This window comes from Aeromicrobium sp. UC242_57 (assembly GCF_044452305.1).
Classification (GTDB): domain Bacteria; phylum Actinomycetota; class Actinomycetes; order Propionibacteriales; family Nocardioidaceae; genus Aeromicrobium.
The window spans coordinates 464,005-490,996 of the sequence record NZ_JBIOAM010000003.1 but is presented as its reverse complement, the minus strand read 5'-3'; the positions used below and the strand labels follow the sequence as shown (position 1 = coordinate 490,996).

At 67.7% G+C, this 26,992-nt stretch carries 25 protein-coding genes and 9 pseudogenes; 15 read left to right on the top strand and 19 right to left on the bottom strand.

The annotated features are described in order from the left end of the window. Positions 1-8: 8 nt before the first annotated feature. Positions 9-1,673: pseudogene (ggt, locus tag ACHMWU_RS12815) on the top strand (gamma-glutamyltransferase); the annotation flags it as partial. Between the two features lie 198 nt (positions 1,674-1,871). On the opposite strand, the pseudogene ACHMWU_RS12810 reads toward ggt, so the two are convergent. Next, positions 1,872-2,867: pseudogene (locus ACHMWU_RS12810) on the bottom strand (4-hydroxy-3-methylbut-2-enyl diphosphate reductase). Positions 2,868-2,963: 96 nt separating this feature from the next. Here ACHMWU_RS12810 and xseA point away from each other — a divergent pair. Both xseA and xseB read left to right on the top strand, forming a co-directional pair. Beyond that, positions 2,964-3,677 (top strand): annotated as a pseudogene (xseA, locus tag ACHMWU_RS12805) (exodeoxyribonuclease VII large subunit); the annotation flags it as partial. Positions 3,678-3,793: 116 nt separating this feature from the next. After that, entirely contained in the window at positions 3,794-4,441 is a 648-nt protein-coding gene (gene xseB / locus ACHMWU_RS12800) for an exodeoxyribonuclease VII small subunit (RefSeq protein WP_396046720.1), read from the top strand. On the opposite strand, the pseudogene ACHMWU_RS12795 reads toward xseB, so the two are convergent. After that, a pseudogene (locus ACHMWU_RS12795) lies at positions 4,414-4,879 on the bottom strand (DUF4245 domain-containing protein). The gene xseB and the pseudogene ACHMWU_RS12795 overlap by 28 nt on opposite strands. 206 nt (positions 4,880-5,085) lie before the next feature. Between ACHMWU_RS12795 and glpX the strand changes: the two are divergent. The 8 genes and pseudogenes from glpX to ACHMWU_RS12755 all read left to right on the top strand — a co-directional run bounded on the left by glpX (position 5,086) and on the right by ACHMWU_RS12755 (position 10,768). Continuing rightward, positions 5,086-6,092: pseudogene (gene glpX / locus ACHMWU_RS12790) on the top strand (class II fructose-bisphosphatase). Positions 6,093-6,127: 35 nt separating this feature from the next. After that, positions 6,128-7,075: an alpha/beta fold hydrolase gene (locus ACHMWU_RS12785; protein WP_396044189.1), complete on the top strand. Its 948-nt coding sequence runs from the start codon at positions 6,128-6,130 to the stop codon at positions 7,073-7,075. Continuing rightward, the gene (locus tag ACHMWU_RS12780; protein WP_396044187.1) at positions 7,072-7,707 is read left to right on the top strand and encodes an FMN-binding negative transcriptional regulator; all 636 of its coding nucleotides are present in this window, start codon (positions 7,072-7,074) and stop codon (positions 7,705-7,707) included. Before ACHMWU_RS12785 ends, ACHMWU_RS12780 begins: the two co-directional genes overlap by 4 nt. 42 nt (positions 7,708-7,749) lie before the next feature. Beyond that, positions 7,750-8,151, top strand: a complete 402-nt coding sequence (locus ACHMWU_RS12775) for a molybdopterin-binding protein (protein ID WP_396044185.1) — start codon at positions 7,750-7,752, stop codon at positions 8,149-8,151. 138 nt (positions 8,152-8,289) lie between these two features. Next, complete coding sequence (gene modA, locus ACHMWU_RS12770) at positions 8,290-8,931, top strand: molybdate ABC transporter substrate-binding protein (protein ID WP_396046718.1); 642 nt, start codon at positions 8,290-8,292, stop codon at positions 8,929-8,931. Beyond that, positions 8,932-9,726 carry an ABC transporter permease gene (locus tag ACHMWU_RS12765; RefSeq protein ID WP_396044183.1) on the top strand — a complete coding sequence of 265 codons (795 nt, stop codon included), beginning with the start codon at positions 8,932-8,934 and terminating at the stop codon, positions 9,724-9,726. Beyond that, positions 9,723-10,706, top strand: a complete 984-nt coding sequence (locus tag ACHMWU_RS12760) for a sulfate/molybdate ABC transporter ATP-binding protein (RefSeq protein ID WP_396044181.1) — start codon at positions 9,723-9,725, stop codon at positions 10,704-10,706. The genes ACHMWU_RS12765 and ACHMWU_RS12760 overlap by 4 nt, the downstream gene beginning before the upstream one ends. Continuing rightward, on the top strand, positions 10,661-10,768 hold the full coding sequence (locus ACHMWU_RS12755) for a TOBE domain-containing protein (RefSeq protein WP_396046716.1): 108 nt from the start codon (positions 10,661-10,663) through the stop codon (positions 10,766-10,768). Before ACHMWU_RS12760 ends, ACHMWU_RS12755 begins: the two co-directional genes overlap by 46 nt. Here ACHMWU_RS12755 and ACHMWU_RS12750 read toward each other — a convergent pair. Then, positions 10,756-11,136, bottom strand: a complete 381-nt coding sequence (locus tag ACHMWU_RS12750) for a DUF6314 family protein (RefSeq protein WP_396044179.1) — start codon at positions 11,134-11,136, stop codon at positions 10,756-10,758. The two genes, ACHMWU_RS12755 and ACHMWU_RS12750, sit on opposite strands and share 13 nt — an antisense overlap. Positions 11,137-11,416: 280 nt before the next feature. Between ACHMWU_RS12750 and ACHMWU_RS12745 the strand changes: the two genes are divergently transcribed. Beyond that, the gene (locus ACHMWU_RS12745; protein WP_396044177.1) at positions 11,417-11,848 is read left to right on the top strand and encodes a hypothetical protein; all 432 of its coding nucleotides are present in this window, start codon (positions 11,417-11,419) and stop codon (positions 11,846-11,848) included. Further along, positions 11,845-13,242 (top strand): annotated as a pseudogene (locus ACHMWU_RS12740) (class II fumarate hydratase). The gene ACHMWU_RS12745 and the pseudogene ACHMWU_RS12740 overlap by 4 nt, the downstream one beginning before the upstream one ends. Before the next feature lie 159 nt (positions 13,243-13,401). Here ACHMWU_RS12740 and ACHMWU_RS12735 read toward each other — a convergent pair. From ACHMWU_RS12735 to ACHMWU_RS12685, 11 genes and pseudogenes are all read right to left on the bottom strand, one after another. Further along, positions 13,402-14,532, bottom strand: a complete 1,131-nt coding sequence (locus ACHMWU_RS12735; RefSeq protein ID WP_396044175.1) for a DUF2079 domain-containing protein — start codon at positions 14,530-14,532, stop codon at positions 13,402-13,404. A gap of 147 nt (positions 14,533-14,679) precedes the next feature. Further along, positions 14,680-15,477, bottom strand: a complete 798-nt coding sequence (locus ACHMWU_RS12730) for a hypothetical protein (protein WP_396046994.1) — start codon at positions 15,475-15,477, stop codon at positions 14,680-14,682. Beyond that, on the bottom strand, positions 15,468-15,698 hold the full coding sequence (locus ACHMWU_RS12725) for a hypothetical protein (protein WP_396046992.1): 231 nt from the start codon (positions 15,696-15,698) through the stop codon (positions 15,468-15,470). The genes ACHMWU_RS12730 and ACHMWU_RS12725 overlap by 10 nt, the downstream gene beginning before the upstream one ends. Before the next feature lie 145 nt (positions 15,699-15,843). Further along, positions 15,844-15,978 (bottom strand): hypothetical protein, encoded by a 135-nt coding sequence (locus ACHMWU_RS12720; protein ID WP_396046990.1) that lies wholly within the window; start codon positions 15,976-15,978, stop codon positions 15,844-15,846. A 103-nt stretch (positions 15,979-16,081) separates the two neighbouring features. Continuing rightward, positions 16,082-16,414: pseudogene (locus ACHMWU_RS12715) on the bottom strand (ABC transporter permease subunit); the annotation flags it as partial. Positions 16,415-16,443: 29 nt separating this feature from the next. Continuing rightward, on the bottom strand, positions 16,444-16,821 hold the full coding sequence (locus ACHMWU_RS12710; RefSeq protein WP_396044173.1) for a hypothetical protein: 378 nt from the start codon (positions 16,819-16,821) through the stop codon (positions 16,444-16,446). Next, positions 16,818-17,063, bottom strand: a complete 246-nt coding sequence (locus tag ACHMWU_RS12705) for a hypothetical protein (protein WP_396044171.1) — start codon at positions 17,061-17,063, stop codon at positions 16,818-16,820. The genes ACHMWU_RS12710 and ACHMWU_RS12705 overlap by 4 nt, the downstream gene beginning before the upstream one ends. Positions 17,064-17,202: 139 nt before the next feature. Further along, the gene (locus ACHMWU_RS12700) at positions 17,203-17,976 is read right to left on the bottom strand and encodes a carbohydrate ABC transporter permease (protein WP_396044169.1); all 774 of its coding nucleotides are present in this window, start codon (positions 17,974-17,976) and stop codon (positions 17,203-17,205) included. 52 nt (positions 17,977-18,028) lie between these two features. Next, positions 18,029-18,754, bottom strand: a complete 726-nt coding sequence (locus ACHMWU_RS12695; protein WP_396044167.1) for an extracellular solute-binding protein — start codon at positions 18,752-18,754, stop codon at positions 18,029-18,031. Positions 18,755-18,850: 96 nt separating this feature from the next. Then, a pseudogene (locus ACHMWU_RS12690) lies at positions 18,851-20,172 on the bottom strand (PhoH family protein). A 297-nt stretch (positions 20,173-20,469) separates the two neighbouring features. Next, positions 20,470-21,232, bottom strand: a pseudogene (locus ACHMWU_RS12685) (isoprenyl transferase). A gap of 77 nt (positions 21,233-21,309) precedes the next feature. On the opposite strand from ACHMWU_RS12685, the gene ACHMWU_RS12680 reads away from it, so the two are divergent. Both ACHMWU_RS12680 and ACHMWU_RS12675 read left to right on the top strand, forming a co-directional pair. Next, positions 21,310-22,011: a hemolysin III family protein gene (locus ACHMWU_RS12680; protein WP_396044165.1), complete on the top strand. Its 702-nt coding sequence runs from the start codon at positions 21,310-21,312 to the stop codon at positions 22,009-22,011. A 3-nt stretch (positions 22,012-22,014) separates the two neighbouring features. Continuing rightward, positions 22,015-22,506 carry a hypothetical protein gene (locus tag ACHMWU_RS12675; RefSeq protein WP_396044163.1) on the top strand — a complete coding sequence of 164 codons (492 nt, stop codon included), beginning with the start codon at positions 22,015-22,017 and terminating at the stop codon, positions 22,504-22,506. A 21-nt stretch (positions 22,507-22,527) separates the two neighbouring features. On the opposite strand, the gene ACHMWU_RS12670 is transcribed toward ACHMWU_RS12675, so the two are convergent. The 5 genes from ACHMWU_RS12670 to ACHMWU_RS12650 all read right to left on the bottom strand — a co-directional run bounded on the left by ACHMWU_RS12670 (position 22,528) and on the right by ACHMWU_RS12650 (position 26,978). Next, the gene (locus ACHMWU_RS12670; protein WP_396044161.1) at positions 22,528-23,121 is read right to left on the bottom strand and encodes a hypothetical protein; all 594 of its coding nucleotides are present in this window, start codon (positions 23,119-23,121) and stop codon (positions 22,528-22,530) included. Beyond that, the gene (locus ACHMWU_RS12665) at positions 23,114-24,019 is read right to left on the bottom strand and encodes a thioredoxin domain-containing protein (protein WP_396044159.1); all 906 of its coding nucleotides are present in this window, start codon (positions 24,017-24,019) and stop codon (positions 23,114-23,116) included. Before ACHMWU_RS12665 ends, ACHMWU_RS12670 begins: the two co-directional genes overlap by 8 nt. Continuing rightward, a complete protein-coding gene (locus tag ACHMWU_RS12660) occupies positions 24,012-24,515 on the bottom strand; it encodes a thioredoxin domain-containing protein (protein WP_396044157.1) in 504 nt (167 codons plus the stop codon). The genes ACHMWU_RS12665 and ACHMWU_RS12660 overlap by 8 nt, the downstream gene beginning before the upstream one ends. Positions 24,516-24,753: 238 nt before the next feature. Continuing rightward, positions 24,754-26,145 (bottom strand): leucine-rich repeat domain-containing protein, encoded by a 1,392-nt coding sequence (locus ACHMWU_RS12655; protein ID WP_396044155.1) that lies wholly within the window; start codon positions 26,143-26,145, stop codon positions 24,754-24,756. A gap of 191 nt (positions 26,146-26,336) precedes the next feature. Then, on the bottom strand, positions 26,337-26,978 hold the full coding sequence (locus tag ACHMWU_RS12650) for a TetR/AcrR family transcriptional regulator (RefSeq protein ID WP_396044153.1): 642 nt from the start codon (positions 26,976-26,978) through the stop codon (positions 26,337-26,339). Positions 26,979-26,992: the final 14 nt, after the last annotated feature.

Genomic DNA, 26,992 nt, shown 5'->3' with positions numbered 1-26,992 from the left:
AAGCTTCCATGACCCAGACCGCCTTGAACCAGACCACCGTGTCTACCCGACCGAGGCGTCTCGTCGCCTCGGCTTCCGCCGTCGCCGTCAGCGCGGCGCTGCTCACCGCAGCCCCACCCCCAGCATCAGCAGGCACAGCGTCCGCCACGCCCGCCACAGCCCGAGGCACCGGCGGAGCGGTCTCCAGCGTCGACGCGAACGCCAGCAAGATCGGTCGCGACGTGCTGGCCAAGGGCGGGAACGCCGCCGACGCCGCAGTCGCGATGGCATCGGCACTGGGCGTCGCCGAGCCCTACAGCGCCGGCATCGGCGGAGGCGGATACTTCGTCTACTACGACCACCGATCCGGCAAGGTCAGCACGATCGACGGCCGCGAGACCGCGCCTGCGGCCGTCAAGCCCGACGCCTTCATCGACCCGGCGACCGGCCAGCCGTACCGGTTCACGCCCGAGCTGGTCTCGTCCGGTGTCGCGGTCGGTGTGCCCGGCACCGTCGCGACGTGGGACGCGGCGCTCTCCCGCTTCGGCACCCGCTCGCTGGCCAGGACGCTTGCTCCGTCGATCAAGCTCGCCAGACGTGGTTTCGTCGTCGACCAGACGTTCCGCAGCCAGACGCTCGACAACGCCAGCCGCTTCGCCGCCTTCCCCGACACCGCCGCGCTGTTCCTGCCCGGCGGTGACGCTCCGAAGGTCGGCACCCGGTTCCGCAACCCCGATCTCGCCCGCACGTTGACGTCGATCGCCCGCCGCGGCCCCGACGCGTTCTACCGCGGTCGGCTCGCCCGCGAGATCGCGTCGGTCGTCCAGTCACCCCGCAAGGATCCGGCGTCGACGCTCCCGGCACCGGCAGGAAGCCTCACCGCGCGCGACCTGGCCCGCTACAGCGTCGTCAAGGAGAAGCCGACGCGCATCTCCTACCGCGGCCTCGATGTCTACGGCATGGCACCTTCGTCGTCCGGCGGAACCTCCGTCGGCGAGGCGCTCAACATCCTCGAGGGCTATCGCCTCCGCGGCGGCGCTGGAACCGCCCAGAGCCTGCATCTGTACCTCGAAGCCTCGGCGCGGGCCTTCGCCGACCGCGCGGCACATGTCGGCGACCCGGCATTCGTCGACGTGCCGACCCGCACCTTGCTGAGCCAACGGTTCGCGGACTCGCGACGCTGCACGATCGATCCGCTGAAGGCATCGCCGAAGCCGGTCAGCGCCGGATCGTTGGACGGTCGCAGCTGCCGGACCACGGCGACCGCCGAGCGGGACGACACCGAGAACATCTCCACGACCCACCTGTCGGTCGTCGACCGCTGGGGCAACGCCGCGGCGTACACCCTCACGATCGAGCAGACCGGCGGATCGGGCATGACCGTGCCAGGACGAGGCTTCTTGCTCAACAACGAGCTGACCGACTTCTCCACGACGTACGATCCCGCCGACCCCAACCGCATCGAGCCGGGCAAGCGCCCCCGCTCGTCGATGTCGCCCACGATCGTGACGAGCAATGGCAAGGTCAAGTACGTCCTCGGCTCGCCCGGCGGCGCCACGATCATCACGACAGTGCTGCAGATCCTGCTCAACCGGGTCGACCTCGGCATGACCCTGCCCGAGGCGGTGGCCGCACCGCGCGCCTCGCAGCGCAATGCCGCGACGACGTCCGCCGAGCCAGAGTTCATCACGGCCTACCAAGACCTGCTCGCGCCGTACGGTCAGCAGCCACCCCGTCGGGCGACCAGTTCACGTCAGCGGCAGAGATCGGTGCTGCCGCTGCGATCGAGGTCGACCGGAAGGGGCATCTCACTGCGGTCGCCGAGCCGAGACGACGCGGAGGCGGCAGCGCGATGGTGGTCACGCCGCGCCGCTGAGGGCCCAGCGGGGGACCTACTTGTAGGGGACTCCGGCGGCCTTCATGTCCTTGCGCAGCCAGGCGGCAGCGCGAAGATCAGGCTCTCGTCGGCCGTACGGACCGCATCGGCGTCGGGATGACCGTGCGCGCTGAGGTAGCCGAGGACGTCCTGCACCAGGTTGTCGGGCACCGACGCACCTGAGGTGACGCCGACTCGCGCGACACCGTCGAGCCAGGCCTCGTCGAACTCGGAGATGTCGTCGATCCGGTAGGACGCCTTCGCACCGGCCTCGAGCGCGACCTCGACGAGGCGCACCGAGTTGGACGAGTTGGCCGAGCCGACCACGATGACCAGGTCGGCGTCCTTGGCGATCTCCTTGACCGCGACCTGGCGGTTCTGGGTCGCGTAGCAGATGTCGTCGCTCGGCGGATCTTCGAGCTGCCGGGAACTTCTCGCGCAGCCGGCGCACGGTCTCCATCGTCTCGTCGACGCTCAACGTCGTCTGCGACAGCCACGAGAGGCGGGTGCCCTCGGGGAACTCGAGATCGTCGACGTCATCGGGGGTCTGCACGAGCGTGATGTGGTCGGGGGCCTCGCCGGCAGTGCCTTCGACCTCTTCGTGGCCTTCGTGGCCGATCAGCAGGATGCGGTAGTCCTCGGCGGCGAAACGCTCGGCCTCGTGGTGCACCTTGGTGACCAGCGGACACGTCGCGTCGATGGTCTTGAGGCTGCGCTCGGCGGCCTCGGCGTGCACCATCGGCGAGACGCCGTGGGCCGAGAAGACGACCGTTGCGCCCTCGGGCACCTCGTCGAGCTCTTCGACGAAGATCGCGCCACGCGCCGCCAGATTGTTGACGACATGCTTGTTGTGCACGATCTGCTTGCGGACGTACACCGGCGCGCCGTACAGGTCGAGCGCCTTCTCGACGGTGATGACGGCGCGATCGACACCCGCGCAGTAGCCGCGGGGATCGGCGAGCAGCACGCTGCCACCGACCGGAGGCATGCCAAGGGAGACCTGTGAGGACATGCCCCCAGTCTAGGCGACGCCGCATGAGCCGGTCGCCATCCACAGGTGTGCAGGCGTTCACCCGGAAGGTCCGACCTCGGGCCTAAGGTTGTCGACATGGCCCTGGAGACGAGCGCGGACACCCCTGCCCCCCTCCGCCAGATCTCCCAGCTTCTCGACGGCTACATCGGCCGCCTCGGCGCGGTGTGGATCGAGGCGGAGATCGCTTCGCTGACCAGACGACAGGGCATGTGCTTCCTCAAGCTGCGCGATCTGCAGGCCAATCTGTCGATCGACGCGACCTGTCACGTCAGCGTGCTCGACGCCTCGCCTGCGCCAATTACCGAGGGTTCCCGCGTCGTCACCCACGCCAAGCCACGGTTCTACGCCCCGCGCGGCAGCCTGTCGCTCGACCTGCGTGAGATCCGCCCCCAGGGCGAGGGCGAGCTGCTGGCCCAGCTCGAGCGTCGCAAGCAGCTGCTCGCCGCCGAAGGCCTGTTCGATCCACGGCTCAAGCGCCGGCTGCCCCTCCTGCCCGCCGGCATCGGCCTCATCACGGGCAAGAACTCCGCCGCCGAGCGCGATGTGCTCGAGAACGCCCGGCTGCGCTGGCCCGACGTCCCGTTCACGGTGCGGCACGCGCTGATGCAGGGCAGAAGCTCAGCCCGCGACGTCATCGATGCCCTCGCCGAGCTGTCGGGCGACGCCTCGATCGACCTGATCGTGATCGCCCGGGGCGGCGGTTCGATCGAAGACCTGCTGCCGTTCTCTGACGAAGCGCTGATCCGGGCTGTCCACGCCTGCAAGATCCCGGTCGTCAGCGCGATCGGCCACGAGCCCGACACCCCCCTGCTCGACCTGGTGGCCGATCTGCGGGCGTCCACCCCGGACCGACGCCGCCAAGCGCATCGTCCCCGACGTGCGCGACGCTGGCCGGCGTGGCGTCGATGCGTGAGCGCGCGTCGTTGGCCATCCGCTCGATGCTCGACCGCGAAGCACGCGGTCTGGCCGATCTGCGCAGCCGTCCGGTCCTGTCCCGTCCGGCCACACTCATCGAGTCTGAAGAAGACCGGCTCCACGACGTCCGCGATCGCGCGCGACGCTCGCTCGGCCACCGGCTCGACCGGGCATCCGACGAGATCGGGCACCACCTCGCCCGCGTCCGTGGGCTGTCGCCGCTGGCGACGCTCGAACGGGGCTATGCCGTGGCGCAGCTGCCCGACGGCACCGTCATCACGTCCATCGGCCAGGTCTCCGCAGGCGCCCCCCTTCACGATCCGGGTCGTCGACGGCACCATCACGGCCAGCACCCAATCCACCGAGGAGCACCCCCATGGCTGACCCCACCTCCGAGAACGCCCAGTCCACGCCCGACATCGGCTACGAGCAGGCCCGCGACGAGCTCATCGCCGTCGTGCAGAAGCCTCGAGACCGGTGGCACGAGCCTCGACGAGTCACTCGCCCTGTGGGAGCGCGGCGAGCTGTTGGCCGGCATCTGCCAGCAGTGGCTCGACGGCGCCAAGGCCCGGCTCGCGGCCGCCCAGAACGGTCAGAGCGGACAGAACGGTCAGGACGTCGTCAGCGACGAGATGTAGTTCTCGAGCACCTTGCGGGTCGACGTCGTGTTGACCAGCATCGTCATCCCGTCGACCTCGCGGGCATAGGCCCAGCGCCCCTTGGGTCCCTCGCGCACCGTCCAGGTCTCCCCTGCGACGACCGTCGTCCCGGCGCTCTTGCTGCCTTCGGCGAACCGGTCGAAGGCACGGTCGACGCTCAGCTGGCTGCTCGATGCCGAGGTACTCGTCGTCGTCGGTGAAGACGCCCAGGTGCCACGAGTTGGGGTCGAACCGGGCCGAGGTCGCTCGCCATCCGGCAGGCAGGCTCGACGGGGCGGCCAGCTCGAAGTTCGCGGCCGGACGGGCCTGCGACACGACCTGCGCGTAGTCGATCGGCTTGACCGGATCTTCTGGGTCGCTCGTGAAGAACTTCCCGAAGCCCCACAGAGCCAAGATGATGAGCACGATCACGACCATCGACCGCACGATGTCGGACATCGACGGATTGCCTCGACTTGAACTGGTCGAACTCATCGGTGCCCTCTCACGTTGCGACTGCCACAGCGACGGCCGGACGTCTGCGGTGCGACGTCAGCGGTCCACGATACGGGGCCGCACCGAAACGTGATCCACCCGACTACGCTCTCGGCCACCGCCCCCGCGCGGACCGCTACGATGTGCCTGTGGAAAGCCTCAAGCCCGCCGCCCAGGCGCCCGATCGCAATCTCGCCCTCGACCTGGTCCGCGTGACCGAGGCAGGAGCCATGGCCGCTGGCCGTTGGGTCGGCCGCGGTGACAAGAACGGAGCAGATGGCGTCGCGGTCAACGCGATGCGGTCGCTGATCAACACCGTGCAGATGAACGGCATCGTCGTGATCGGCGAGGGCGAGAAGGACGAAGCCCCGATGCTCTACAACGGAGAGCACGTCGGCGACGGCACCGGTGCTGAGACCGACGTCGCCGTCGACCCGATCGACGGCACGACGCTGACCGCCAAGAGCCTGCCGAACGCCGTGTCGGTCATGGCCGTCGCACCGCGTGGCTCGATGTACGACCCCTCGGCGGTCTTCTACATGGAGCAGCTGATCGCCGGCCCCGAGGCCGCCGATCACGTCGACATCCGGCTGCCGATCGCCGAGAACATCGCCCGCGTCGCCAAGGCCAAGAAGATCTCCAACAGCGACGTCACGGTCTGTGTGCTCGACCGTCCCCGTCACCAGGGCATCGTCGACGAGATCCGCGCCGCGGGTGCCCGTATCAAGTTCATCATCGACGGTGACGTCGCAGGCGGTATCACCGCGGCGCGTCCCGACACCGGTGTCGACCTGCTGGTCGGAGTCGGCGGAACGCCCGAGGGCATCATCACCGCCTGTGCGATCAAGGCGATCGGCGGTGTCATCCAGGGTCGTCTGTGGCCCATCGACGACGACGAGCGTCAGCGCGCGATCGACGCGGGCCACGACCTCGACCGGGTGCTGGCGACCAATGACCTGGTGACTGCCGACGACTGCTTCTTCGTCGCCACAGGCATCACCGACGGTGGCTCATGAACGGCGTCCGCTACGGCGGAGGCAAGGCCTACACCGAGTCGCTGGTCATGCGGTCGCGCAGCGGCACGATCCGCAAGATCACGAGCGAGCACCAGCTCGGCAAGCTGCAGGCCTACTCGACGGTCGACTACGAACACTGAGCATGACACGCTGGTGACATGACTCGGCGGTGTGCATGACGACGTCCGGAGAGCTCTTCGCGTCCCTGCCTTCGGGCATCGACATCTGTTACGAGACCTTCGGCAGCCCGGACGATCCCCCGGTCCTGCTGATCATGGGACTCGGCGGTCCGATGGGCTGGTGGGACACCCGGTTCTGCCAGATGCTGGCTGATCGCGGCTTCTTCGTCATCCGGTACGACAACCGCGACACGGGCCGGTCGACCAAGCTGCGCCAGCACAAGGTGGGACGGGTCGAGATCGTGCGGGCATTCGCCGGGCTACGCATCCTGGGCGGTGGCAAGGTCCCGTACACGTTGAGCGACCTGTCCGACGATGCGGCTGGCCTGCTCGACCACCTCGGGATCGAGCAGGTCCACCTGGCGGGGGTCTCGATGGGCGGCATGATCGCCCAGACGTTCGCGATCGAGCACCCTGATCGCGCGCTGTCGATGACGTCGATCATGTCGACGACCGGCAAGCGGACGGTCGGATTCCAGAACCCCAAGGTCTTCCCGGTCATGCTGTCCTCGGCGGGCCGGACCCGCGACTCCTACGTCGCACGGTCGCTCAAGGGCTCGAAGGTCATCGGCTCTCCTGCCTTTCCGACCGATGAGGAGGCTGCACGTGCACGCGCCTACGAGACCTACGATCGCGGGTGGACCGCGAGCGGCGTGACCCGCCAGATGCTCGCGGTGCTGACTCAGCCCGATCGCACCGAGGCGCTGCGTCGGCTGACCCTTCCGGTGGCGGTGATCCACGGGCTCAACGACCCGCTGGTGCACAAGTCCGGCGGCAAGGCCACGGCCGCCGCGATCCCCGGTGCCGAGCACCTCGAGATCGCCGGCATGGCGCACGACCTGCCGCCCCAGCTCTACTCGACGTACGCCGACACGATCGCGCGCACCGCCGCCCGGGCCACCTCGGCGGGCGAGTCCACCTCGACGGACGAGCCCACCTCATGAGGCACAATCCACGGCATGCCTCGACCGACGAGCAGGTGGTGCGTGAGCTCATCGCCGCCAACCCCTGGGCGACCCTGATCAGTCAGAACGCCGGGGAGTTGGTGGCCTCGCACTATCCGGTGCTGCTCGACGAGTCGAGCGACGAGCTCGCGCTGGTGACCCACGTCGGCAAGCCTGACGACCGCCTGCACGGTCTCGGCACCGCCGAGGTGCTCGTGGTCTTCCAAGGCCCGCACGGCTACGTGTCACCCAGCTGGTACGTGCCCGGATCGAGCCGTGCTCCGACCTGGAACTTCAGCGCCGTGCACTGCTGGGGCACGCCGCAGATCCTCGACGTCGAGGACAACCTCGACGTCCTGGTCAGGCTCACCGCGCACTTCGAGCAGCATGTCGACGACCCCATGTGGCTCGACCGCGAGTGGGCAGCACCTGTTGCTCGTGGCACCGTCGGGCTGCGCATCCCGGTCGACCGGTTCACGTGCAAGGTCAAGATGAGCCAGGACAAGGATCCGGTCTCGGTGCAGAACGTCATCGACCACTTGCGGGCGCCCGGTCCGTACCAGCAGACGCAGGTCGCCGATGACATGGAAATAGCCCGCGATCGCCGATCGAAAGACGCATCTGCGGAGTAGAGACCTATTCAGATCCGCATCTGCGGGTCTAGAGTGACCGTCATGTCGCATGTACGGATATCCGATGCTGCCCAGTACCTGGGCGTCAGTGATGACACCGTCCGCCGCTGGGTCACCAGCGGCGCACTGACGTCGATCACCGACCCGTCCGGCCGCATGGCCATCGAAGGACGCGAGCTGGCCCAGTTCGCCAAGGAGCACGCCAAGACGCCCGACGTCTCCGGCGCCGCGTCCTCGGCCCGCAACCGCTTTCCCGGACTCGTCACGGCCGTCAAGGCCGACACCGTGATGGCCCAGGTCGAGATGCAGTGCGGACCCTTCCGAGTCGTCTCGCTGATGAGCAGCGAAGCGGTCGAAGCGCTCGGTCTCGAGCCCGGCTCGGTCGCCGTCGCCGTCATCAAGTCCACCACCGTCATCATCGAATCCCTGGAAGGTTCCTCATGAAGCGCCTCGTCGGCACCCTCGCCGCAACCCTGCTGCTCACGACCCTCGCCGCCTGCGGCTCAGACTGCCGAGCCCGCCTCCGACGCCCCGGCCGACCAGCCGAAGGCCACGACCCTCACAGTCTTCGCCGCTGCCTCACTGAAAGGCACCTTCACCGAGATCGGTAGCGCCTTCGAGAAGGCCAACGACGGTGTGACGGTCACGTTCAACTTCGCCGGATCGTCCGATCTCGTCGCACAGATCCAGGCCGGCGCCCCCGCGGACGTCTTCGCCTCGGCCGACACCAAGAACATGGACAAGGCCACCGCCGACGACCTGGTCGACGGGGCTCCCGTCGACTTCGCCAAGAACACCCTCGAGATCGCGACTCCCCCCGACAACCCGGCTGACATCGACTCACTGGACGACCTCGCCGACAAGGACGTCAAGGTCGTCCTGTGCGCCCCAGAAGTCCCGTGCGGCGCGGCTGCCGCCGGCGTCGAGAAGGCCGGCGGCATCGACATCTCACCGGTCAGCGAAGAACAGTCGGTCACCGACGTGCTGGGCAAGGTCATCTCCGGCGAGGCCGACGCCGGACTCGTCTACGTCACCGACGTCAAGGGCGCCGGCGACAAGGTCAACGGGGTGCCCTTCCCCGAGTCCGCCGACCTGGTCAACACCTACCCGATCGCCGCCCTGTCAGGCAGCAAGAACCTCGAGACGGCTCAGGCCTTCGCGGCCTTCGTCGCAGGACCGGAAGGACAAGCCATCTTGTCCGCTGCAGGATTTGCCGCACCGTAGATGACCAGCCCAGCGACCTACTCCGGCGTCCCGCGCTGGGTCTTCGTCCCCGCCACGGCGGGGGCACTGTTCATCGTGCTCCCGCTCGTGGCGATGGCATCGCGGGTCGACTGGGCCGACTTCATCGACCTCATCACCTCGGACTCGTCGCGGGCCGCCTTGTGGTTGAGCCTTCGCACGTCGGCCATCAGCACGGTGCTGTGCCTCGTCCTCGGGGTGCCGATGGCTCTCGTGCTGGCTCGGACGACGTTTCGCGGGCAAGGGTTCGTCCGTTCGCTGGTGCTCCTGCCACTCGTGCTGCCGCCTGTGGTCGGTGGCATCGCCCTGCTCTACACCTTCGGTCGGCGGGGCCTGCTCGGTGAGACGCTCGACGTGCTCGGGATGCAGATCGCGTTCTCGACGACAGCGGTCGTGATCGCCCAGACCTTCGTGTCTCTGCCGTTCATGGTCGTCAGTCTCGAAGGCACCCTGCGAACAGCCGGGCAGCGGTACGAAGTCGTTGCCGCAACCCTGGGCGCCAAGCCCACGACGGTGCTGCGCCGAGTCACGCTGCCGCTCGTCCTGCCTGGCCTGGCCGCCGGGGCGGTGCTGGCGTTCGCGCGGGCGCTGGGCGAGTTCGGGGCCACGATCACCTTCGCGGGCAGCTTGGAGGGCGTCACCCGGACGCTGCCGCTGGAGATCTACCTGCAGCGCGAGACCGACCCGGATGCCGCAGTCGCCCTGTCACTCCTGCTCGTCGTCATCGCCGTGCTCGTGATCGGGCTCGTGCGCAGGACCCGGAGCAGTGCACTATGACCCTCCACGTCGACATCTCCGTCACCAAACGCGACGTCCAGGCCACCCTCGACGTGGCACCTGGCGAGACCGTCGCGATCGTCGGACCCAACGGCTCTGGCAAGTCGACCCTGCTGGCGTCCGTCGCCGGCATCGTGCGTCCCGACGGTGGAAGTGTGACCCTCGACGGGACGGTCCTGTTCGAGCACGCCACCGGTACCTGGCGACCACCGCACGACCGCGGGACGGCACTGCTGGCGCAGGACCCGCTGCTCTTTCCGCACCTCGATGCACTCGACAACGTCGCCTTCGGCCCCCGCAGCGCCGGCCTCTCCCGTGGCCAGGCCCGCACCACGGCCAGCCACTGGCTCGCCGAGGTCGACGTCTCCGACCTCGCGCACCGCAAGCCGTCCCAGCTGTCCGGCGGACAAGCCCAACGGGTTGCGATCGCCCGAGCGCTCGCCGCAGACCCACGGCTGCTGCTGCTCGACGAACCCATGGCGGCGCTCGACATCACCGTCGTGCCGGCGATGCGTCAGCTGTTGAAGCGCGTGCTCGCAGATCGCAGCGCGATCATCGTGACCCATGACGTGCTCGATGCCCTGCTGCTCGCCGACCGGGTCGTCGTCATGGAGCACGGCCGGATCGTCGAGCACGGACCCACCCAAGACGTGCTCAGCCGACCGCGCAGCACATTCGCAGCCGGGATCGCCGGTCTCAACCTGGCCCGTGGCCTTTCCGACGCCGGTGGCGTCGTCACTGCCAGTGGGCTGCGGATCGCCGGCCTCGAACATGGCCCAGACATCCGCCCGAGCGCGGCAGCCGTGGCGGTCTTCAGCCCCAGCGCCGTCAGCGTGCACCGCGAACGCCCCCACGGCAGCCCCCGCAACGTCATCCGTGCGGTGGTCCGTGGCTCGAGCCCCACGGCGCTCAAGTCCGGGTACGGACCGACGAGATCAGCGCTGACGTCACCGCGCCGGTTGTCGCCGAGCTCGACCTGATGCCGGGCACCGAGGTGTTCCTGGCGGTCAAGGCCAGCGAGGTCCTGATCTACCCGGCGTGACGAGTCAGCCGACTCGTCATGGTGTAGTCCTTGGTCGGCCCCGTGACATTCCACTCGACGGTCCACGAGTCGGCATCGACGAGCTCGATGCGGCCGACGTAGGTGTCAGCGGCACACGGATGCACGACCTCTGCGCCCGGCTCCCACGGATGGAAGTCGCGGCCGTCATCGAACGTCACGAACCAGCCAGCGTCCCGCAGCTCGACGAAGAGCGTGCGACTGACCGGGACGTCGAGGTCGCCCCGTCGCAGCCTGCCCTGCTCAGCCCACCGCACCCGGCCGTCGTCCTGCGCGACGAGCCAGTCGTGCCGCGGACCGTCGAGCTCTCGCCGCCATGACGGTCGTCGATCGTGCGGTCGAGCGTCCACGTGCCCAGCACGGAGAGCGGGTCGGGGACCGTAGGTGATGGCACCCGTTCATGGTAACTATCCTCGACGACATGGCCGGTCCCCTCGTCCGTCGTCGTGACGACGGTGCCCTTGAGCTGCGCGTCAACGGAGTCTTCGTGATGGACGACCAGGAGACCTCGTCCGAACGTGCCCTGGCCCGGGCCGTGCTCGACCAGGGAGCCGGCGAGATCCTTGTGGGCGGACTCGGACTCGGCTTCACGCTGCGTGGCTGCTCGCGGCCGATCACGTCCGACGAGTCGTGGTCGCCGAGCTGCACCCCGAGATACCTGCGTGGATGCGCGACGGCACGATCCCCGGCGCAGACCTGCTGGCAGACCCACGCACCGAGATGGTCGTCGGCGACGTGCGCGCCGTCGTGGCCGAGCAAGCACCGGCTTCGCTCGACGCGATCGTGCTCGACGTCGACAACGGACCCGACTTCCTGGTCCACGACGACAACGCCGCCGTGTACGGCTCGTCCTTCATCGACGTCTGCGCCGCTCGACTGCGGCCCGACGGGAGCCTGTGCATCTGGTCGATGGCCCCCTCCGACCAGGTCATGGCGAGCCTGACCACGACGTTCGTCGACGTCCACGAGACCCGGATACCTGTGCGCCTGCAGAGCCGCGAGGAGGACTACTGGATCCTCACCGGTTCACGCCGACGCGTCAGCGATATCGTGCCCCCATGACCGACAACACATCTGAATGGCGCATCGAGCACGACACGATGGGCGAAGTCCGCGTCCCCGTTGACGCCCTCTGGCGGGCACAGACCCAGCGAGCCGTCGAGAACTTCCCGATCTCCGGCACCCCGATCGAGTCGGCGCAGATCCGCGCCCTCGCCCAGATCAAGGCAGCCTGCGCCACGGCCAACGCCGAGCTCGGCATCCTCGACCAGGACATCGCCGACGCGATCGTCGCCGCCGCGAACGAAGTTGCCACCGGCGCCCACGACGCGCACTTCCCGATCGACGTCTTCCAGACCGGTTCGGGCACGTCGAGCAACATGAACACCAACGAGGTCATCGCGACCCTGGCGACCAAGGCCCTCGGCAAGGACGTTCACCCCAACGACCACGTCAACGCCTCGCAGTCGTCCAATGACGTCTTCCCGACGTCGATCCACGTGGCTGCCACGGCCTCGGCGACCAACGGCTGATCCCCGCCCTCGACCACCTCGCGAAGTCGCTCGAGGCGAAGGCCACCGAGTTCGCGTCCGTCGTGAAGTCGGGCCGCACGCACCTCATGGACGCCACGCCGGTCACGCTGGGCCAGGAGTTCGCGGGCTACGCACAGCAGATCCGCCGCGGCATCTCCCGCGTCGAGTCGGCCCTGCCGAACACCGCCGAGGTTCCGCTGGGCGGCACCGCCGTGGGCACCGGCATCAACACGCCGATCGGCTTCCCGCAGCGCGTCATCGAGATCCTCGCGGCCAACACGGGCCTGCCGATCACCGAGGCCGCCGACCACTTCGAGGCGCAGAGCGCACGCGACGGGCTGGTCGAGATGTCCGGCGCAGCTGCGCACCATCGCGGTCAGCCTGACCAAGATCTGCAACGACCTGCGGTGGATGGGCTCGGGCCCCCGCACGGGTCTCGGCGAGATCCAGCTGCCCGATCTGCAGCCCGGTTCGAGCATCATGCCCGGCAAGGTCAATCCTGTCCTGCCCGAGGCGACGCTCATGGTCGCCGCGCAGGTCATCGGCAATGACGCGACGATCGCTGTCGCCGGTGCTTCGGGCTCGTTCGAGCTCAACGTCATGCTGCCCGTCATCGGCCGCAACATCCTCGAGTCGATGCGCCTGCTGGGCAACGCCTCGCGCACGCTGGCTGACCGCTGCATCGACGGCATCGTCGCCGACGAGGAGCGCTGCCTGTTCCTGGCTGAGTCGTCGCCGTCGGTCGTGACACCGCTCAACCGCTACATCGGCTACGAGAACGCCGCCAAGGTCGCCAAGGTCTCGGTCAAGGAGAAGAAGACAATCCGCCAGGTCGTCATCGAGATGGGCTTCGTAGAACGAGGCGAAGTGTCGGAAGAAGACCTCGACAAGGCGCTCGACGTCATGTCCATGACCCACCCCTAACCCACCCCGCTGACGAGGCGGTTACCGCCCTCCGGCGAGGTAGTTGTGGCCCTTCGACCAGGGCCATAGCCGCCTCGTCAAGGGGCAGTAACCGCCTCGTCAGCGTTTACTTGGGGGGCTACTGGCGTTGGGCTGGCTTGTAGCCTGCATTGTCGTAGATCAGCCGTAGCGGCCGCCGTGCTTCTGCTCCGCGTAGGCCACGACATCTTCTGGGGAGCCTATTCCGGCTTCTACGTCGAACAGGACGTAGTCGGGCACGGCCTCACCGATCGACCCCAGCCAGTAGACGGTGTGGTCGGTGACCAGATGCCCCATCAGGCCGATGTCGGCCTCGACGCTCGCCCCCTCCGGGATCAACGACACGACCAACCGCGCATGCTCAGCACGCGGCGGCTCGTCGTACGTCGCAGGATCGGTCAGTGCCAGCACCGGCGAGTTGACCATCATGAATCCCCCGACGACGAGCGCCACAGGCACGGACCACCTCAGCCGGGGTTGGCGCCGGATCCCGTCGATCATCGCGACGAACACGATCGGCATCACGACCAGCGAGTAGTGCCACTCGGTGCCCCAGTAGAACGGCACGTCGTTGACGAATCGGCCCAGCAACGTCGGCGCCGCCACCAGTGCCCACGGCGACCACAACGCCGCCAGTCCCGTGATCGCCACGGTCAGCAGCACTGTCGCGGCCTTGCGATCGACCTGGTCGAACAACGCCTCCAACCGGCCACGTTCACCCTGGTGCGCGTAGGCGTAGACGCCGTCGGGGTTGATGGCCGGGATGATGACCAGCACGACCAGCGCCGCCCCGATCACGCCCACGAGAGCCAGCACCACGCCCCGCCGGCGCTCCCCCGCCAGCCACAGCACGAAGCCGATCGCCGCGACGGTGACGCCCATGTCCTCCTTGACGAGCATCAGCGGCAGCGACCAGCCGACGACGTGCGCAAAACGTCGGTCGACGTACGCCGACCCGGCCAGCGCCAGCAACGGCACCGCGAACGCCACCTCGTGGAAGTCGGCCTCGACCGCCGACTGGATGCCGAACGACAGACCGTAGGCGACCCCGATGGCCGCACCCCACGCCGTACCGACGTGACGCATCGCGAGCAGCGCGATGACGTAGATCGACACCGCGATCAGCACCACCTGCGCCAGGAGAATCGTCTGAGCCGACGGAACCAGCCGGTAGAACGGCGCGATCAATGCCGTGACGGGCGAGAAGTGGTCGCCCAGGATGTTGTAGCCGGGGGGCCTTGATGTCGACGATGGGCGCACCGAGACCCGCATAGCTCTTGACTGCCTGCTCGAAGATCGCGTTGTCGTACGAAGCGATCGTGAAGTGGTTGAAGCGGATCAGCGTCACCGCCGAGTAGAGAGCCCCGCACAGCAGTGCGATCGACGCCGCCCACGCATGCTGCGCCCGTGTTGCCGCCGTCATGCGAGCGTGAGGTTCTCGCCCGTCTCCGGGTCGAAGATGTGGACCCGCTGGCGCGGGATCACGACCCGGATCGACATGCCGGGCTTCAGGGTGCTGTCGGCGGCGAGCTCGGCCACCATGAAGTTCTGGAACAGGTCGAACTCCAGCAGGTCCTCGACCTCGTTGAGCAGATCTTCGACGGCGGGCTCGATCTCGTAGCCGAGGTAGGCGAACTGCGAGCTGCCACGCCACTCGACGTCGTCGATGCGGGTCGTGATCTCGACCTTGTCGGTGACCGTTGCGGCCAACGGTCCCGAACCGTCGTAGCAGTGCTCGGGGCGGATGCCGGCCACGACGACGCCGCGGTCACCGATGCGTTCGAGCAAAGGCGCGTCGAGCAGCATCGTCGTCAACGGCATGACGAGCTGTTCGCCCATCGGGAAGGCGGGCACGAGGTTCATCGGCGGAGCGCCGAGGTAGCCGGCGACGAACATGTCGGCGGGACGTTCGTACAGGTCACGGGGGGTGCCGACCTGGTGGATGAAGCCCTGGTGCATCAGCGCGACCCGGTCGGCGGTGCTGAGTGCCTCCTCGATGCTTCCGGTCGTGAAGATCGAGGTGCGCTCGTTCTCGTGCTGCCACTGCGTCGTGACCGAACGGACGTGGGTGCGAGCACGATCGGACTGCTCGGCGAACGGGGAGTCGAACAGGTAGCCTCGCGCGTCGCGGACCAGCGAACGTCCGAGGGCGACCCGTTGACGTTGCGCGTCGTCGAGTGCTGCCGGCTTGAGGTCGAGCAGGTCGCTCAGCGCCAACAGGTCGGCGACCTCCTGGATGCGCTCGGCCAGAGCATTCTTGTCGTAGCCACGGCGCAGTGTCGACGAGAACGCCAGGTTGTCGAAGACGTCGAGATGCGGGTGCAGCCTCGAAGTCTCTGGAAGACCATCGCCAGGTCACGATCTCGCGGTCCGGCCTGGTTGACGAGCTCGTCGTCGACCAGGATGTCGCCGGACGTCTGGTCCTCCAGCCCGGCCATGGTCCGCAGCAGCAGGGACTTGCCTCCCCCGACGGACCTGTGATCGCCAGGGTCGTACCGGCAGGAACCGTCAGGCTGATGTCGTCGAGCAGCGGGCGACCACCCGTACGGGAGGCGATCGTGAGGTTGCGGACTTCGATCGAGGTCATCGGTACGACCTTCCGAGGAGTTGGGTGATCCGGCGCGGGAAGATCAGGAGCAGGACGATGGCGGGCACCATCCACAGCAGACCAGCCGCAGCAACGGCTGAGCTGGCATCGGCCTGTGAGGTTGCCAGCATCAGCGTGGCTGGCAATGGAAGCGTACGTTCGTCGGCCGCGCAGCGCCGCCCCGAGGACGAAGTCGTTGCAGCAGGCGACGAAGACGAGACAGGTCACGACGATCAGCCCCGGCGCCAGGTTGGGCACCGCGAAGTGCCTGATCCGCTGCTGGCGGGTCGCGCCGTCTGCCCGCACCGCATCGAGCAGCGACCACGGCACATCGCGCATGACCGTCACGCTCAACCAGATGGCCAGCGGCAAGGCGATGACGAGAGCAGGCAGCACCAGGGCGAGCCGGGACCCGTACCAGTCGAGGGCGATGAGCTGCTCTTCGAAGGGGCCGGCGAGCGCCACGACCGGCATCAGCAACGCTGCGACTACCAGCCCGTAGGCGATCCGTCGGCCACGAACCCGCAGCCGCACCAGCGCGTACGCTGCAGCGCCAGCCAGCGGCATCGCGATCAGGGTGGCCAGCCCGGCGACGATCAACGATGTGCCCGCAGCATGCCGGAGGGTGCCGAGCTGAACGCGTCGTCGAAGGCCTGCCAGCTGACGTCCTGCGGCCACAGTGTCTGCGGCGTGACTCCGGCGGGTGTCGTCGCGACGGTGAACGTCCAGAGCAGCGGCACGAGGGTGAACACCGCGAAGATCTCGACTCCGAGGACCGCCCAGAACGAGACGGGACGGGGTGTGTCGGCGAACAGCACTCCGGCGGCCCCCGTCGCCATGAGCACCACGGCAACCACGATCCACAGCCACAGATCAGGCCGGGCGACCGTCACGATGCCGAAGGTCCCGACACCGAAGCCCAGGGCGAATGACAGCCCGGAGGCCCACAGACGAGACAGCACCGACGGGGTCATACGACCCTCCTGACCCGCAGGAGCGACATCAGCACGACGGCCACCAGCGCCGACATGACCAGCAGCAGGACCGACATCGCGGCGCCGAGACCGAGCTCGAACGACGAGAAGGTCGTGTCCCACAGCAGGGCGGTCACGGTGCGGCCATCGGTGTCGGTCCCGGCGACGAGCAGCGGCCCCTCGAGGGTCCTGACTGCCTCGAGCGCCCGGTACGTCCCGGCCACCGCGATGGCCGGTCCCATCGCTGGCAGCACGACCCGTCGAAAACGTTGCCAGCCGTCGCGCCGTCGGCGACCGCCGATGCCATCAGCGACGAAGACACCCGCAACATTCCGGCAAGCAGGATGACGGTCGTGATGCCGGTGCCGCGCCACACCTCACCTAACGAGACGGCGGCCAGCGGCCCCAGGGTCCGAGGTCGTCGATCTCGAACCAGGTCGCGATGTATCCGGTGGTGACCGCATCGCGCCACAGCACCGCTGACACGACCGCCAGCATCGCGAACGGCACCAGCACCAAGAATCGGGTGACGGGCCACAGCCCCGTGAGCCGTCGCAGTGCCGCGGCGAAGACGAAGCCCAGCAGCAGCTGCACCACGACCAGGACGATGACGATCGCGAGGGTTGCGGCCACGGCGATCCACCAGGAGCGGCTCGTCAGCACGTCGACGTAGTTGTCGGCGCCGACGAACGCCCGGTCATCCGGGTTGGTCAGCGGGTACGTCGACAGCGACAGCCACACCGCACGTCCGATCGGCCACGCCGTCACCGCCAGCAGCACGACGACGGCCGGAGCGAGCCAACGCCACCCTCTCATCGCAATGTCCCTTCGACGGCGGCCTCGACGGCGATCTGGGACCGACCGGGCGTCAGGTCTTCGGGAGACATCCGAGACTGGCCGCCACGTCGCATCGATCGCTCCGCAGCACCTGGAACCAGTACGGCGTCGTCGGCACTGCTGCACCGGTCTCGATCGCCCGAGCGGTGAGCTTGGGTTGCGACGCCGTGACGATCTTGCTTGTTCGGGGGCGGTCAGGCAGCCCATCGCGTCGTACGACAGCTCGGGGTGCGGCGCCTGCTGCGGCACCGCCAACGAGACGCCCCGGATCGGTGCGACGCTGTCAGGCCCGATCACCGGATAAGCCGTCGCGTCCATGTCGCTGGCGATCGCCGCGACGTCCGGGCGGTGACTGCCGACGCGGACGCGATCAGGAACCCGCCGTTGGAGCCGGCGAACGCCTTGAGCGCGTCGGCTGACGGCCCCGGCCCCACACCGGCGTCGTGGTAGAACTCGACGACGGACGCTGCAGCGCGGCCCGCTTCGGAGTCAGGCCAACGCCCGCGTCCCGGCCGGGCCCGTCGACGATGCTGCCGCCGCTGCCCACGACCAGCGCGTTGACCCAGTCGGCCATGCCGCTGCCGTCGGGATCGTCGATCTGGATCGTGATGCCCAACCGCTGGGCACCGGCGATCAGGTCGTCCCAGGTGATGGGCTTGCTCGGGTCGAGTCCGGCCGGTTCGGCGACGTTGCCGCGGAACCACAGCACCTGCGGTTCGGTGAGCCACGGGACGGCACCGTCGACGGCCGCGGTCAGGGTTGCCGGGCCGGCGGCCAGCAAGTTGGCCGCCGAGAACTCCGGGACGAATGCCGAGTCGAGGCTCAGCAGGTCGATCGTGTCGTCACGTGCGAGCAGGCGCCGGACGAGTCGGTCGTGCCGGGTGCCGAGATCGGCGGGCAATGGCTTGACCTCGATGCGGTACCGGCCGCCGGGAGCCACGGTGCAGGTCTTGGCCAAGGCGGCCGGATCGACGCGGTCGGGTCCGACGTACCAGCGCAGGGTCGGCACGGCGTCGCTCGGCTCGGAAGCAGATCCGCAGGCGGCCACGACGGCCAGTGCGGCGATGGCGATGACGGCCCGGGCACGTCGCAGCACCGACGAAGCGTGTCTCCCGGTGCGCTCACGTGCGCAACTTTGCCACACGTGAGCGCCCCGGCCCGGCGATATCGGACGACGTGTCGAAACCGCGTCCTACAGGGTGACGTCCTCCAGCATCTCGGTCACGAGCGCCGCCACCGGCGAGCGCTCAGACCGGGTCAGCGTGACGTGCGCGAACAGCGGGTGACCCTTCAGCTTCTCGACGACCGCCACGACACCGTCATGCCGCCCGACTCGCAGGTTGTCGCGCTGCGCGACGTCGTGGGTCAGCACGACCTTGGAGTTGGCGCCGATGCGTGACAGCACCGTCAGCAGGACGTCGCGTTCGAGCGACTGCGCCTCGTCGACGATGACGTACGAGTCGTGCAGCGAGCGTCCGCGGATGTGGGTCAGCGGCAGCACCTCGAGCATCCGCGGTCGAGGATCTCGTCGATGACCGCCGGGGACGTGATCGCGCCGAGCGTGTCGAACACCGCCTGACCCCAGGGGCCCATCTTCTCGGACTCGGTGCCCGGCAGGTAGCCGAGCTCTTGGCCTCCGACGGCGTACAGCGGCCGGAAGATCACGACCCGCTTGTGCAGGCCGCGCTCCATCGTCGCTTCGAGTCCGGCACACAGCGCGAGCGCCGACTTGCCGGTGCCTGCCCGTCCGCCGAGCGACACGATGCCGACGTCGGGGTCGAGCAAGAGGTCGAGCGCGATGCGCTGCTCGGCCGACCGTCCGTGGATGCCGAAGGCGTCGCGGTCGCCCCGGACGACTGCACCTCTTTGTCGGCGGTGACCCGGCCGAGCCCGCTGCCCTTGTCGGAGACCAGCACCAGTCCGGTGTGACAGGGCAGCTCGCGCGCGGCGGGCAGGTCGATGACACCACGTTCGTACAGCCGTCGAGGTCGAGGCTGTCGATCTCGAGCCACGCATGCCGGTCCAGCCGGACTCGGAGGCGAGCTCGGCGCGGTACTCCTCGGCCATCAGGCCCACCGCCGATGCCTTGACGCGCATCGGCAGGTCTTTCGACACGATCGTGACGTTGGAGCCTTCGTTGGCGAGGTTGCGGGCCACCGACAGGATGCGGGTGTCGTTGTCGCCGAGCCGGAAACCAGATGGCAGCGAGGACGGGTCGGTGTGGTTCAGCTCGACCCGGATCGTGCCGCCCTCGTCGCCGATCGGCAGTGGGACGTCCAGCATGCCGTGCTCGACGCGCAGGTCGTCGAGGAAGCGCAGGGCGCTGCGGGCGAAGTAGCCCAGCTCGGGATCGTGCCGTTTGCGTTCCAGCTCAGTGATGACCACGACCGGGATGACCACTTCGTGCTCGTGGAACCGGTTGACTGCCTGAGGATCCGCAAGCAGGACGCTGGTGTCCAGGACGTACGTGCGGCGAGTGCTCGGGACCTGCTTGGATGCGCGTGCTGCAGTCATAGCTGTCTCCTGTGGCGAGCCCGCGCGCACCCTGCGCCGGCCCTACTCGTGGGCTGGGATTCGGGCTCAGGGGCGAGCATCAACACACCTTCAACGTAGAACTGTCGATCGGCTTTTCCCGGCACGACACGCGGACCAAAAGTAACGGCCACATGAACGCTGAGGAGCTCCTCGTCGCCCCCCGAGGAGGTGGTTACGGCCCCATCAGGAGGTGGTTGCGGCCCTGCGAGTTTTGACAGCCATCTCGCCAAGGGGCGACAACCACCTCGTCAAGGGGCCATAGGGGCCTCTTCAGCGTTACTGGCCGAAGCGGCGCTGACGCAGGGTGTACGAACGCATGGCGCGCAGGAAGTCGACGCGACGGAACGCCGGCCACAGCGCATCACAGAAGTAGAACTCGGAGTGGACGCTCTGCCACAGCAGGAAGCCCGACAGCCGCTGCTCCCCCGATGTACGGATCACGAGATCCGGATCAGGCTGGCCCTTGGTGTAGAGGTGCTCGGCGATGTCGTCGACGACGAGCGTGCGGGCGACCTCCTCCAACGAACGTCCCTTGGCGGCCTGCTCGAGCAGCAGTGACCGCATCGCGTCGGTCAGCTCTTGGCGTCCGCCGTAGCCGACACAGATGTTGACGCGCATCCCTTCGACGTCGGAGGTCGAGTCGGCCATGCCCTTCATCCGCGCCGCCGACTCTGCTGGCAGCAGGTCGAGGTTGCCGATCACCGCGATCGGCCAACGCCGTTCGGCGACGAGGCGTTCCATCAGGCCTTCGACTGCCGCGAGGATGCTCGTGAGCTCTTCGGGCGAACGCTGCAGGTTGTCGGTCGAGAGCACCCACAAGGTGACGATCTCGACGCCGAGGGAGTCGCACCAGTCGGCGAACTCGGAGATCTTGTCGGCGCCGGCCTGGTAGCCGTCCTCGTACTTGGTACCGGCGCCCTTGGCCCAGCGACGGTTGCCGTCGACGATCGCTCCGACGTGCCGGCGGAAGCTTGGCATGGTCAAGCCGATGGGCGAGACGGCGTTCGTACGCCCCGTAGACGAGATCACTGACTCCCATGGCGACAGCGTAACGGGCGGGCATCGTCACACCCCGGAGCGGACTCACCGTTGAACTCCGTGCAATAGGCTGAAGCCATGAGCAATCACGGGCCCGAGGGCGCGGTCCACGAAGCCACCGAGCGGCTGCGTGAGACCGTCGAGGAGATCAAGCCCAAGCTCCGTGGCTGGTTGCACGCCGTCACGGTGCCGTTGGCGTTCTTCGCGTTCATCGTGATGCTCGTGATCTCCGACGACGTGCTGGTTCGCACCGGCGTCGCAGTGTTCATGGTCAGCTCGATGATGTTGTTCGGCGTCAGCGCGGTCTATCACCGCGGCACCTGGTCAGACCGGGTCCGCGGTTTCTGGAAACGGTTCGACCATGCCAACATCTTCTTGCTCATCGCTGGCTCCTACACGCCGTTCTCCCTCCTGCTGCTGAGCCCCCAGCACGCCGCGATCATGCTGACGCTGGTGTGGAGCGGCGCGCTGCTGGGTGTCGTGTTCAAGATCTTCTGGATCGGCGCACCGCGGTGGCTGTACGTCCCGCTGTACCTGCTGCTCGGCTGGGCTGCGGTGCTCTACCTACCCGAGTTCGCGTCCGAGGCGTCGACACCGGTGTTCGTGCTGCTGCTGACCGGCGGTGCGCTGTACTCGATCGGCGCTGCTGTGTACGGCTTCAAGTGGCCCAATCCGTCGCCGAAGTACTTCGGCTTCCACGAGATCTTCCACGCGTTCACGATCGCGGCGTTCATCGTGCACTACATCGGCGTCAGCCTGCTGGCCTACCAGCAGCACTGACCGATGGCTCGCCCCATCCCGTCACGCGACGAGATCGCCGACCGCATCTCGGCGTACGTCTACGGCAACATCCTGGTGCTGGCCAGCCTGGTCGTCCTGCACCACGACGAGATCGAGCGTGGCTTCGGCTTCGCCCTGGTGCTCGGCACGGCGGTCTCGACGTTCATCGCGCACGCCTTCTCGGAGGGCCTGGGGGCGTCTGTTCGCCAGAACGAGCATGCGTCGATGCAGCACATCCTGCGTGACAGCCTGCCGATCGTGTCAGCGGCGTCCGTCCCGGCCGCGTTGATGGCGGTCGGAGCGTTCGGCTGGATCGAGCCCGTCGTGTGCCTGCGTCTGGCCGAGGCCTGGGTCATCGTCCGTCTGGCGATCACGTCGTTCATCGTGGGTCGCCTGCAGGGCCACCCGGTCACCGGACGCACGTGGTTCGCCTCGCTGGCTCTGGCCGCGGTCGCGGTGGCCATCGTGGCGATCAAGGTCGTCCTGACCCACTGATCTGGGTCAACCCGATCGGCTTCAGCCTCGAGCGGCTTCCTGCAGGTCGGCGACGGTCGTGACTGGACGCTGGCAGACGAACCCTTGGCATACGTACGCCGCCGGTTGGCCGTCGACCAGCTCACGTTGCTCGAACAGCGGGATCTGCAGGCCGGGTTCGCCCGCGACGACAACTGCTCCTGGGGACGACAGCATCAGGGCGGCATGGTGCAGCTCGGTGCGATCGGCCTCGTCGCCCACCACCGCAATCTCCGAGGGTCCGGCGACGATCGCCTCGGCTGCCGCGAGCGTCCAGCCGGCAAAGCGCGGCACGTTGAGCGCGATGTTCGCAGCGGACGTGATGCCTGACTCGGCGGCGGCCCGGTACCGGTGCTCGCCCGTGATCGCCGCGAAGGCGATGAGTGCGTGCACGGCCGCCGACGTACCAGACGGATAGGCGTTGTCGGAGGCGTCCTTGGGTCGGACGACGAGTGTCTCGGCGTCATCGGCGGTGTCGAAGAATCCACCGTCCGGGTCGGTGAAGTGGTCGACGACCCGGTCAAGCAGCAGCCGAGCGCGGTCGAGCCAGACTGCGTCGCCGGTGACTCCGAGCACCGCCAGGAAAGCCTCAGCCACTGAGCCGTGATCTTCCAGCACGGCGGAGTTCGCTCCGGCGACGCCGTCGCGCGACGTCCGCGCGAACCTGTCGGCCAGGTGGACGTCGACCAGCAAGCTCGGCCGCCTTGATCGCTGCGGCGACGAAGTCTGGTTCGTCGAGCAGCACCCCGGCTTCGGCGAGCGCCGAGATGGCCAGACCGTTCCAGGACGCGACGACCTTGTCGTCCCGAGCCGGTCGGGTCCGTTCTGCCCGGACGGCCAGCAGCTCGGCCCGGACGTCGGCCCAGCGCTGCGGGTCGTCGGGGTCGGCCTGCAGCTGCAACGTGGAGAAGCCTCGCTCGAACGTTCCGGGTCCGGTGACACCGAGCAGCTGGGCTGCCCAGGCTCCGTCCTCGACGCCGAGGGTACGCATCAGCTGGTTGGGGTTGAAGACGTAGAACGTGCCTTCGTGGCCATCGCTGTCTGCGTCGAGCGCCGAGGCGAATCCGCCTTCGGGTGTCTGCAGCTCGTCGATCAGGAACCGCCCGGTCTCGCGGACGACCCGTTCGGCGAGCGGCGATCCGGTCTGCCGCCACCAGTGCAGGTAGACCCGCAGTCGCTGACCGTTGTCGTAGAGCATCTTCTCGAAATGCGGGACCCGCCAGAACCGGTCGACGCTGTAGCGTGCGAAGCCGCCGGACAGCTGGTCGTACATGCCGCCGCGTGCCATGGCCTCGCACGTCCCGGAGACCAGGTCGAGGGCCTGCTGTGAACCGGTGCGGTCGGCGTTGCGCAGCAGGAACTCGAGCACCATCGAGGTCGGGAACTTCGGGCTCGCGCCGAATCCTCCGGCCTCGGCGTCGTAAGACTTTGCCAGCTCGGCGACTGCTGTGTCGAGCTCTGCAGCGCCGAGGGCTCCCCCAGCCGGATCAATCATCTTCGCTCAGGTGCTCCATGACGTTCTGGCTGACGTTGAGCACTTCATCGCGACGGTCAGTCCACGCCTCGGAGAGCGCCTGGAGCACTTGGGTGAACGCCGGGGTGCCTTGCCGGGGCTCGGGCGGGAAGTAGGTGCCGGCAAAGAACGGTTCACCGTCCGGCGTGAGGATGCACGTCATGGGCCAGCCACCTTGACCGGTCATGGCTTGAGTTGCCCGCATGTAGACCGCGTCGATGTCAGGTCGCTCTTCGCGGTCGACCTTGATGTTGATGAAGTGCTCGTTCATGTACGCCGCGGTCGCCGCGTCCTCGAACGACTCGTGTGCCATGACGTGGCACCAGTGACAGGCGGCGTAGCCGACGCTCAGCAGGATCGGACGGTCGAGCGTCTTGGCGACCTGGAGCGCTTCGGGCGTCCACTCCCACCAGTCGACGGGATTGTCGGCGTGCTGCTGGAGGTAGGGACTGGTTGCCGAGGCAAGACGGTTGGCCATGACCATGACTCCTAGAGAGTGGCACGCGAGGTGCGGGGCCTCTTCGACCCTGCTCTGCCAGCCTAGGAGTCACCCGCTGACGGCCGCGCGGAGGGCAAGCTCTCGTCGGGCCATGCGCTCTTGCGCGTTCTTCAGCATGGCTTGGAGCCGTTGCTCAAGCACCTGCTTCGGCGGCTGGCCTCTGTGCACAGGATCAGCCCGATCGGCAGTCCTTCACTCTCCTGACGCTCGTACCTGTCTAGCCATTTTCAGGTACAGCTTCATCTGGCCAGGCGCTTGAGCGAACGGTGGTAGAACAGCAGGTCGAGGCACGAACGATGAGGCTCCTGTTTCCACAGGACGCTCCGTTCCAGACCCGATCTACTTGTAGTAAGCTCACCCGAGTGCTGATGCTGTACTTCGGCTTGCCCTTGGACTTCTTGGCCGTTACCTTGACGGTGCGTTTGCCAGCCTTGGTGCTCGACGCGAACTTCACCGACCGGTAAATGGTGCCGCTGGCGTTGGCCCTGCCGCTCCAGCGGGTCTTTCCATCGAGCTGGATCTTGGCCTTCTGATGGGGCTTCAGGCCGGTGGCGCTGACGACGAACGACGTCCCCTTCTTCACTGTGCGGGTCGACAGCACGAGGCGCTTGTGGCGCGAGCTGATCGGGGACGTCTTGGCCGACGTCTTCTTCTCGGTGTCAGGGCCTGGTGAGGTCGATGTGATGGCGACGTTGATGCGCTTGCCTGCGTGCCGCTTGCCCAGGAGCAGGGTGTTGGCAGCGCCCTTCTTCACGGGGGCACCGTTCGCGTACCAGGTGTAGCTGAAGGCCGTCGGGCTGGCGCCGGACGGCACGACAGTGCCGGTGCGCGCGGTGAGAGTGCGTCCCTCACGGGTCTTGCCAGTGATGGTCGGGGCCAGCCCCTTCATCGTGGAGTAACCCTTCCACTTCGTCGCCGGGAAGCCGTACGCAGCGGCGTGGACTGCCGGGTAGTGCACGATCAGCGGGTCTGCGCCGTCTGTCTCGAACGACTCGGGCGCAAGGCCGCCAGTGGCCGAGTAGATGGTGGTCGGGGGCGGGCCCAGGAACCGCACTGACCGCAGATTGCTGTTGGCCCCGAAGGCGCCTTCGTTGATCGAGGTGACGTGATCACCGATGACGACCGTCTCGACGAGCCCGTCGTAGAACGCTTGGCTGCCGATGAAGGTGACCTTGTTCGGGATGACGACGTTCTTCCAGCTGACGTTGCGGAATGCGTCGTTGCCGATGAAGGTGAGGCTGCTCGGGAGGGTGACTGCTGCGACGTTGGACTGCAGAAAGGCTGCCGTACCGATGTCCTGGAGGTTGGTGCCGTTGAAGTGGACTGCCGTCAGCTCGTTCTCGTTCGCGAACACCGACGAGTTGATGCCCTTGACCGGCCGAGAGGCGCCGCCGAGGGTGACGCTGGCAAGGATGTTCACCTCGGTCTGGCCCGGGTTCGGCGTGTAGTTGGTGACCCGCGCCCCGTCGCTCGGATGAGCGTCGCTGAACGTGTAGGTCACTCCCCCGAAGACGTTCTCGTACGTGGTCTCTGCCTGGGCTGGCGCCGAGACCAGCACCGCACCGACCAGGACGGTCGCGGTCCCCGTTGCCAAGGCTGCGAAGCGCATGCCGAACCTACGTCGTGGTGTGTTCATGGGAGTCCTCCGAGCGCGGGCGCTTCCCGCTCCAAGAGCATCTCAGCAAATCTTCGTCTCGCATGGTGGGGTTTCCACTATTTCAAGCGGTGTCAGCACCCAGTTCTCGCTCAATCCGCTCGATCGCGGGCAAACTCGCGCAAGCTGAGCGCTCAGGGGCGAACCTAGAGATCGGCGGCCGCCGGCCCAGTCCGCAGGTTGCTCAGGGCGAGGTCGAGGGTGTCCACGAGGTGCTGGGTGCTGCCAGTGGCCATCAGGATCTGCACGCCGCCCTGGACTGATGCGACGATTGCCCGCGCGTACGCGGCCGAGTCGATCGCAGGATCTGTCTCGCCGTTGCGTTGCATCGCCTCGATGCCCTCGCGCAACGGTCGTACCCAGTTGAGCATCAGCCGCCGGACGATGTCCCGGGCTCCTTCGGTGGTGGACCCGAGGTGCCACGTCAGGGTGCTCAGCGGGCAGTGCACGCCCTGGCGTTCGTACCGGGCGATCACCGCATCACGCCAGTCGATCCATTCCGCCCAGGTCGTCAGCTGTCCGAGGTAGGGCTGCTGCTCCTCGATGACCCGGTGGGCTTCATGACGCGCGACCGCGAGCAGCAGCTCCTCGCGTCCGTCCGGGAAGTAGTGGAAGATCTGGCTCTTGCTGGTCCTGGTGTGCGCTCGGATGTCGTCCAGCGTGATGTCGATGCCGTTCTCACGAATCACCTCGGCAGCACCGGCGACGATCCGTTCGCGGGTGGCGGCGCCCTTCACGGTCAACTGGCTCACCATCCCATGGTCACCGTTCTGGACTTGGAAGTCCATTTTCGGGTCCTTAC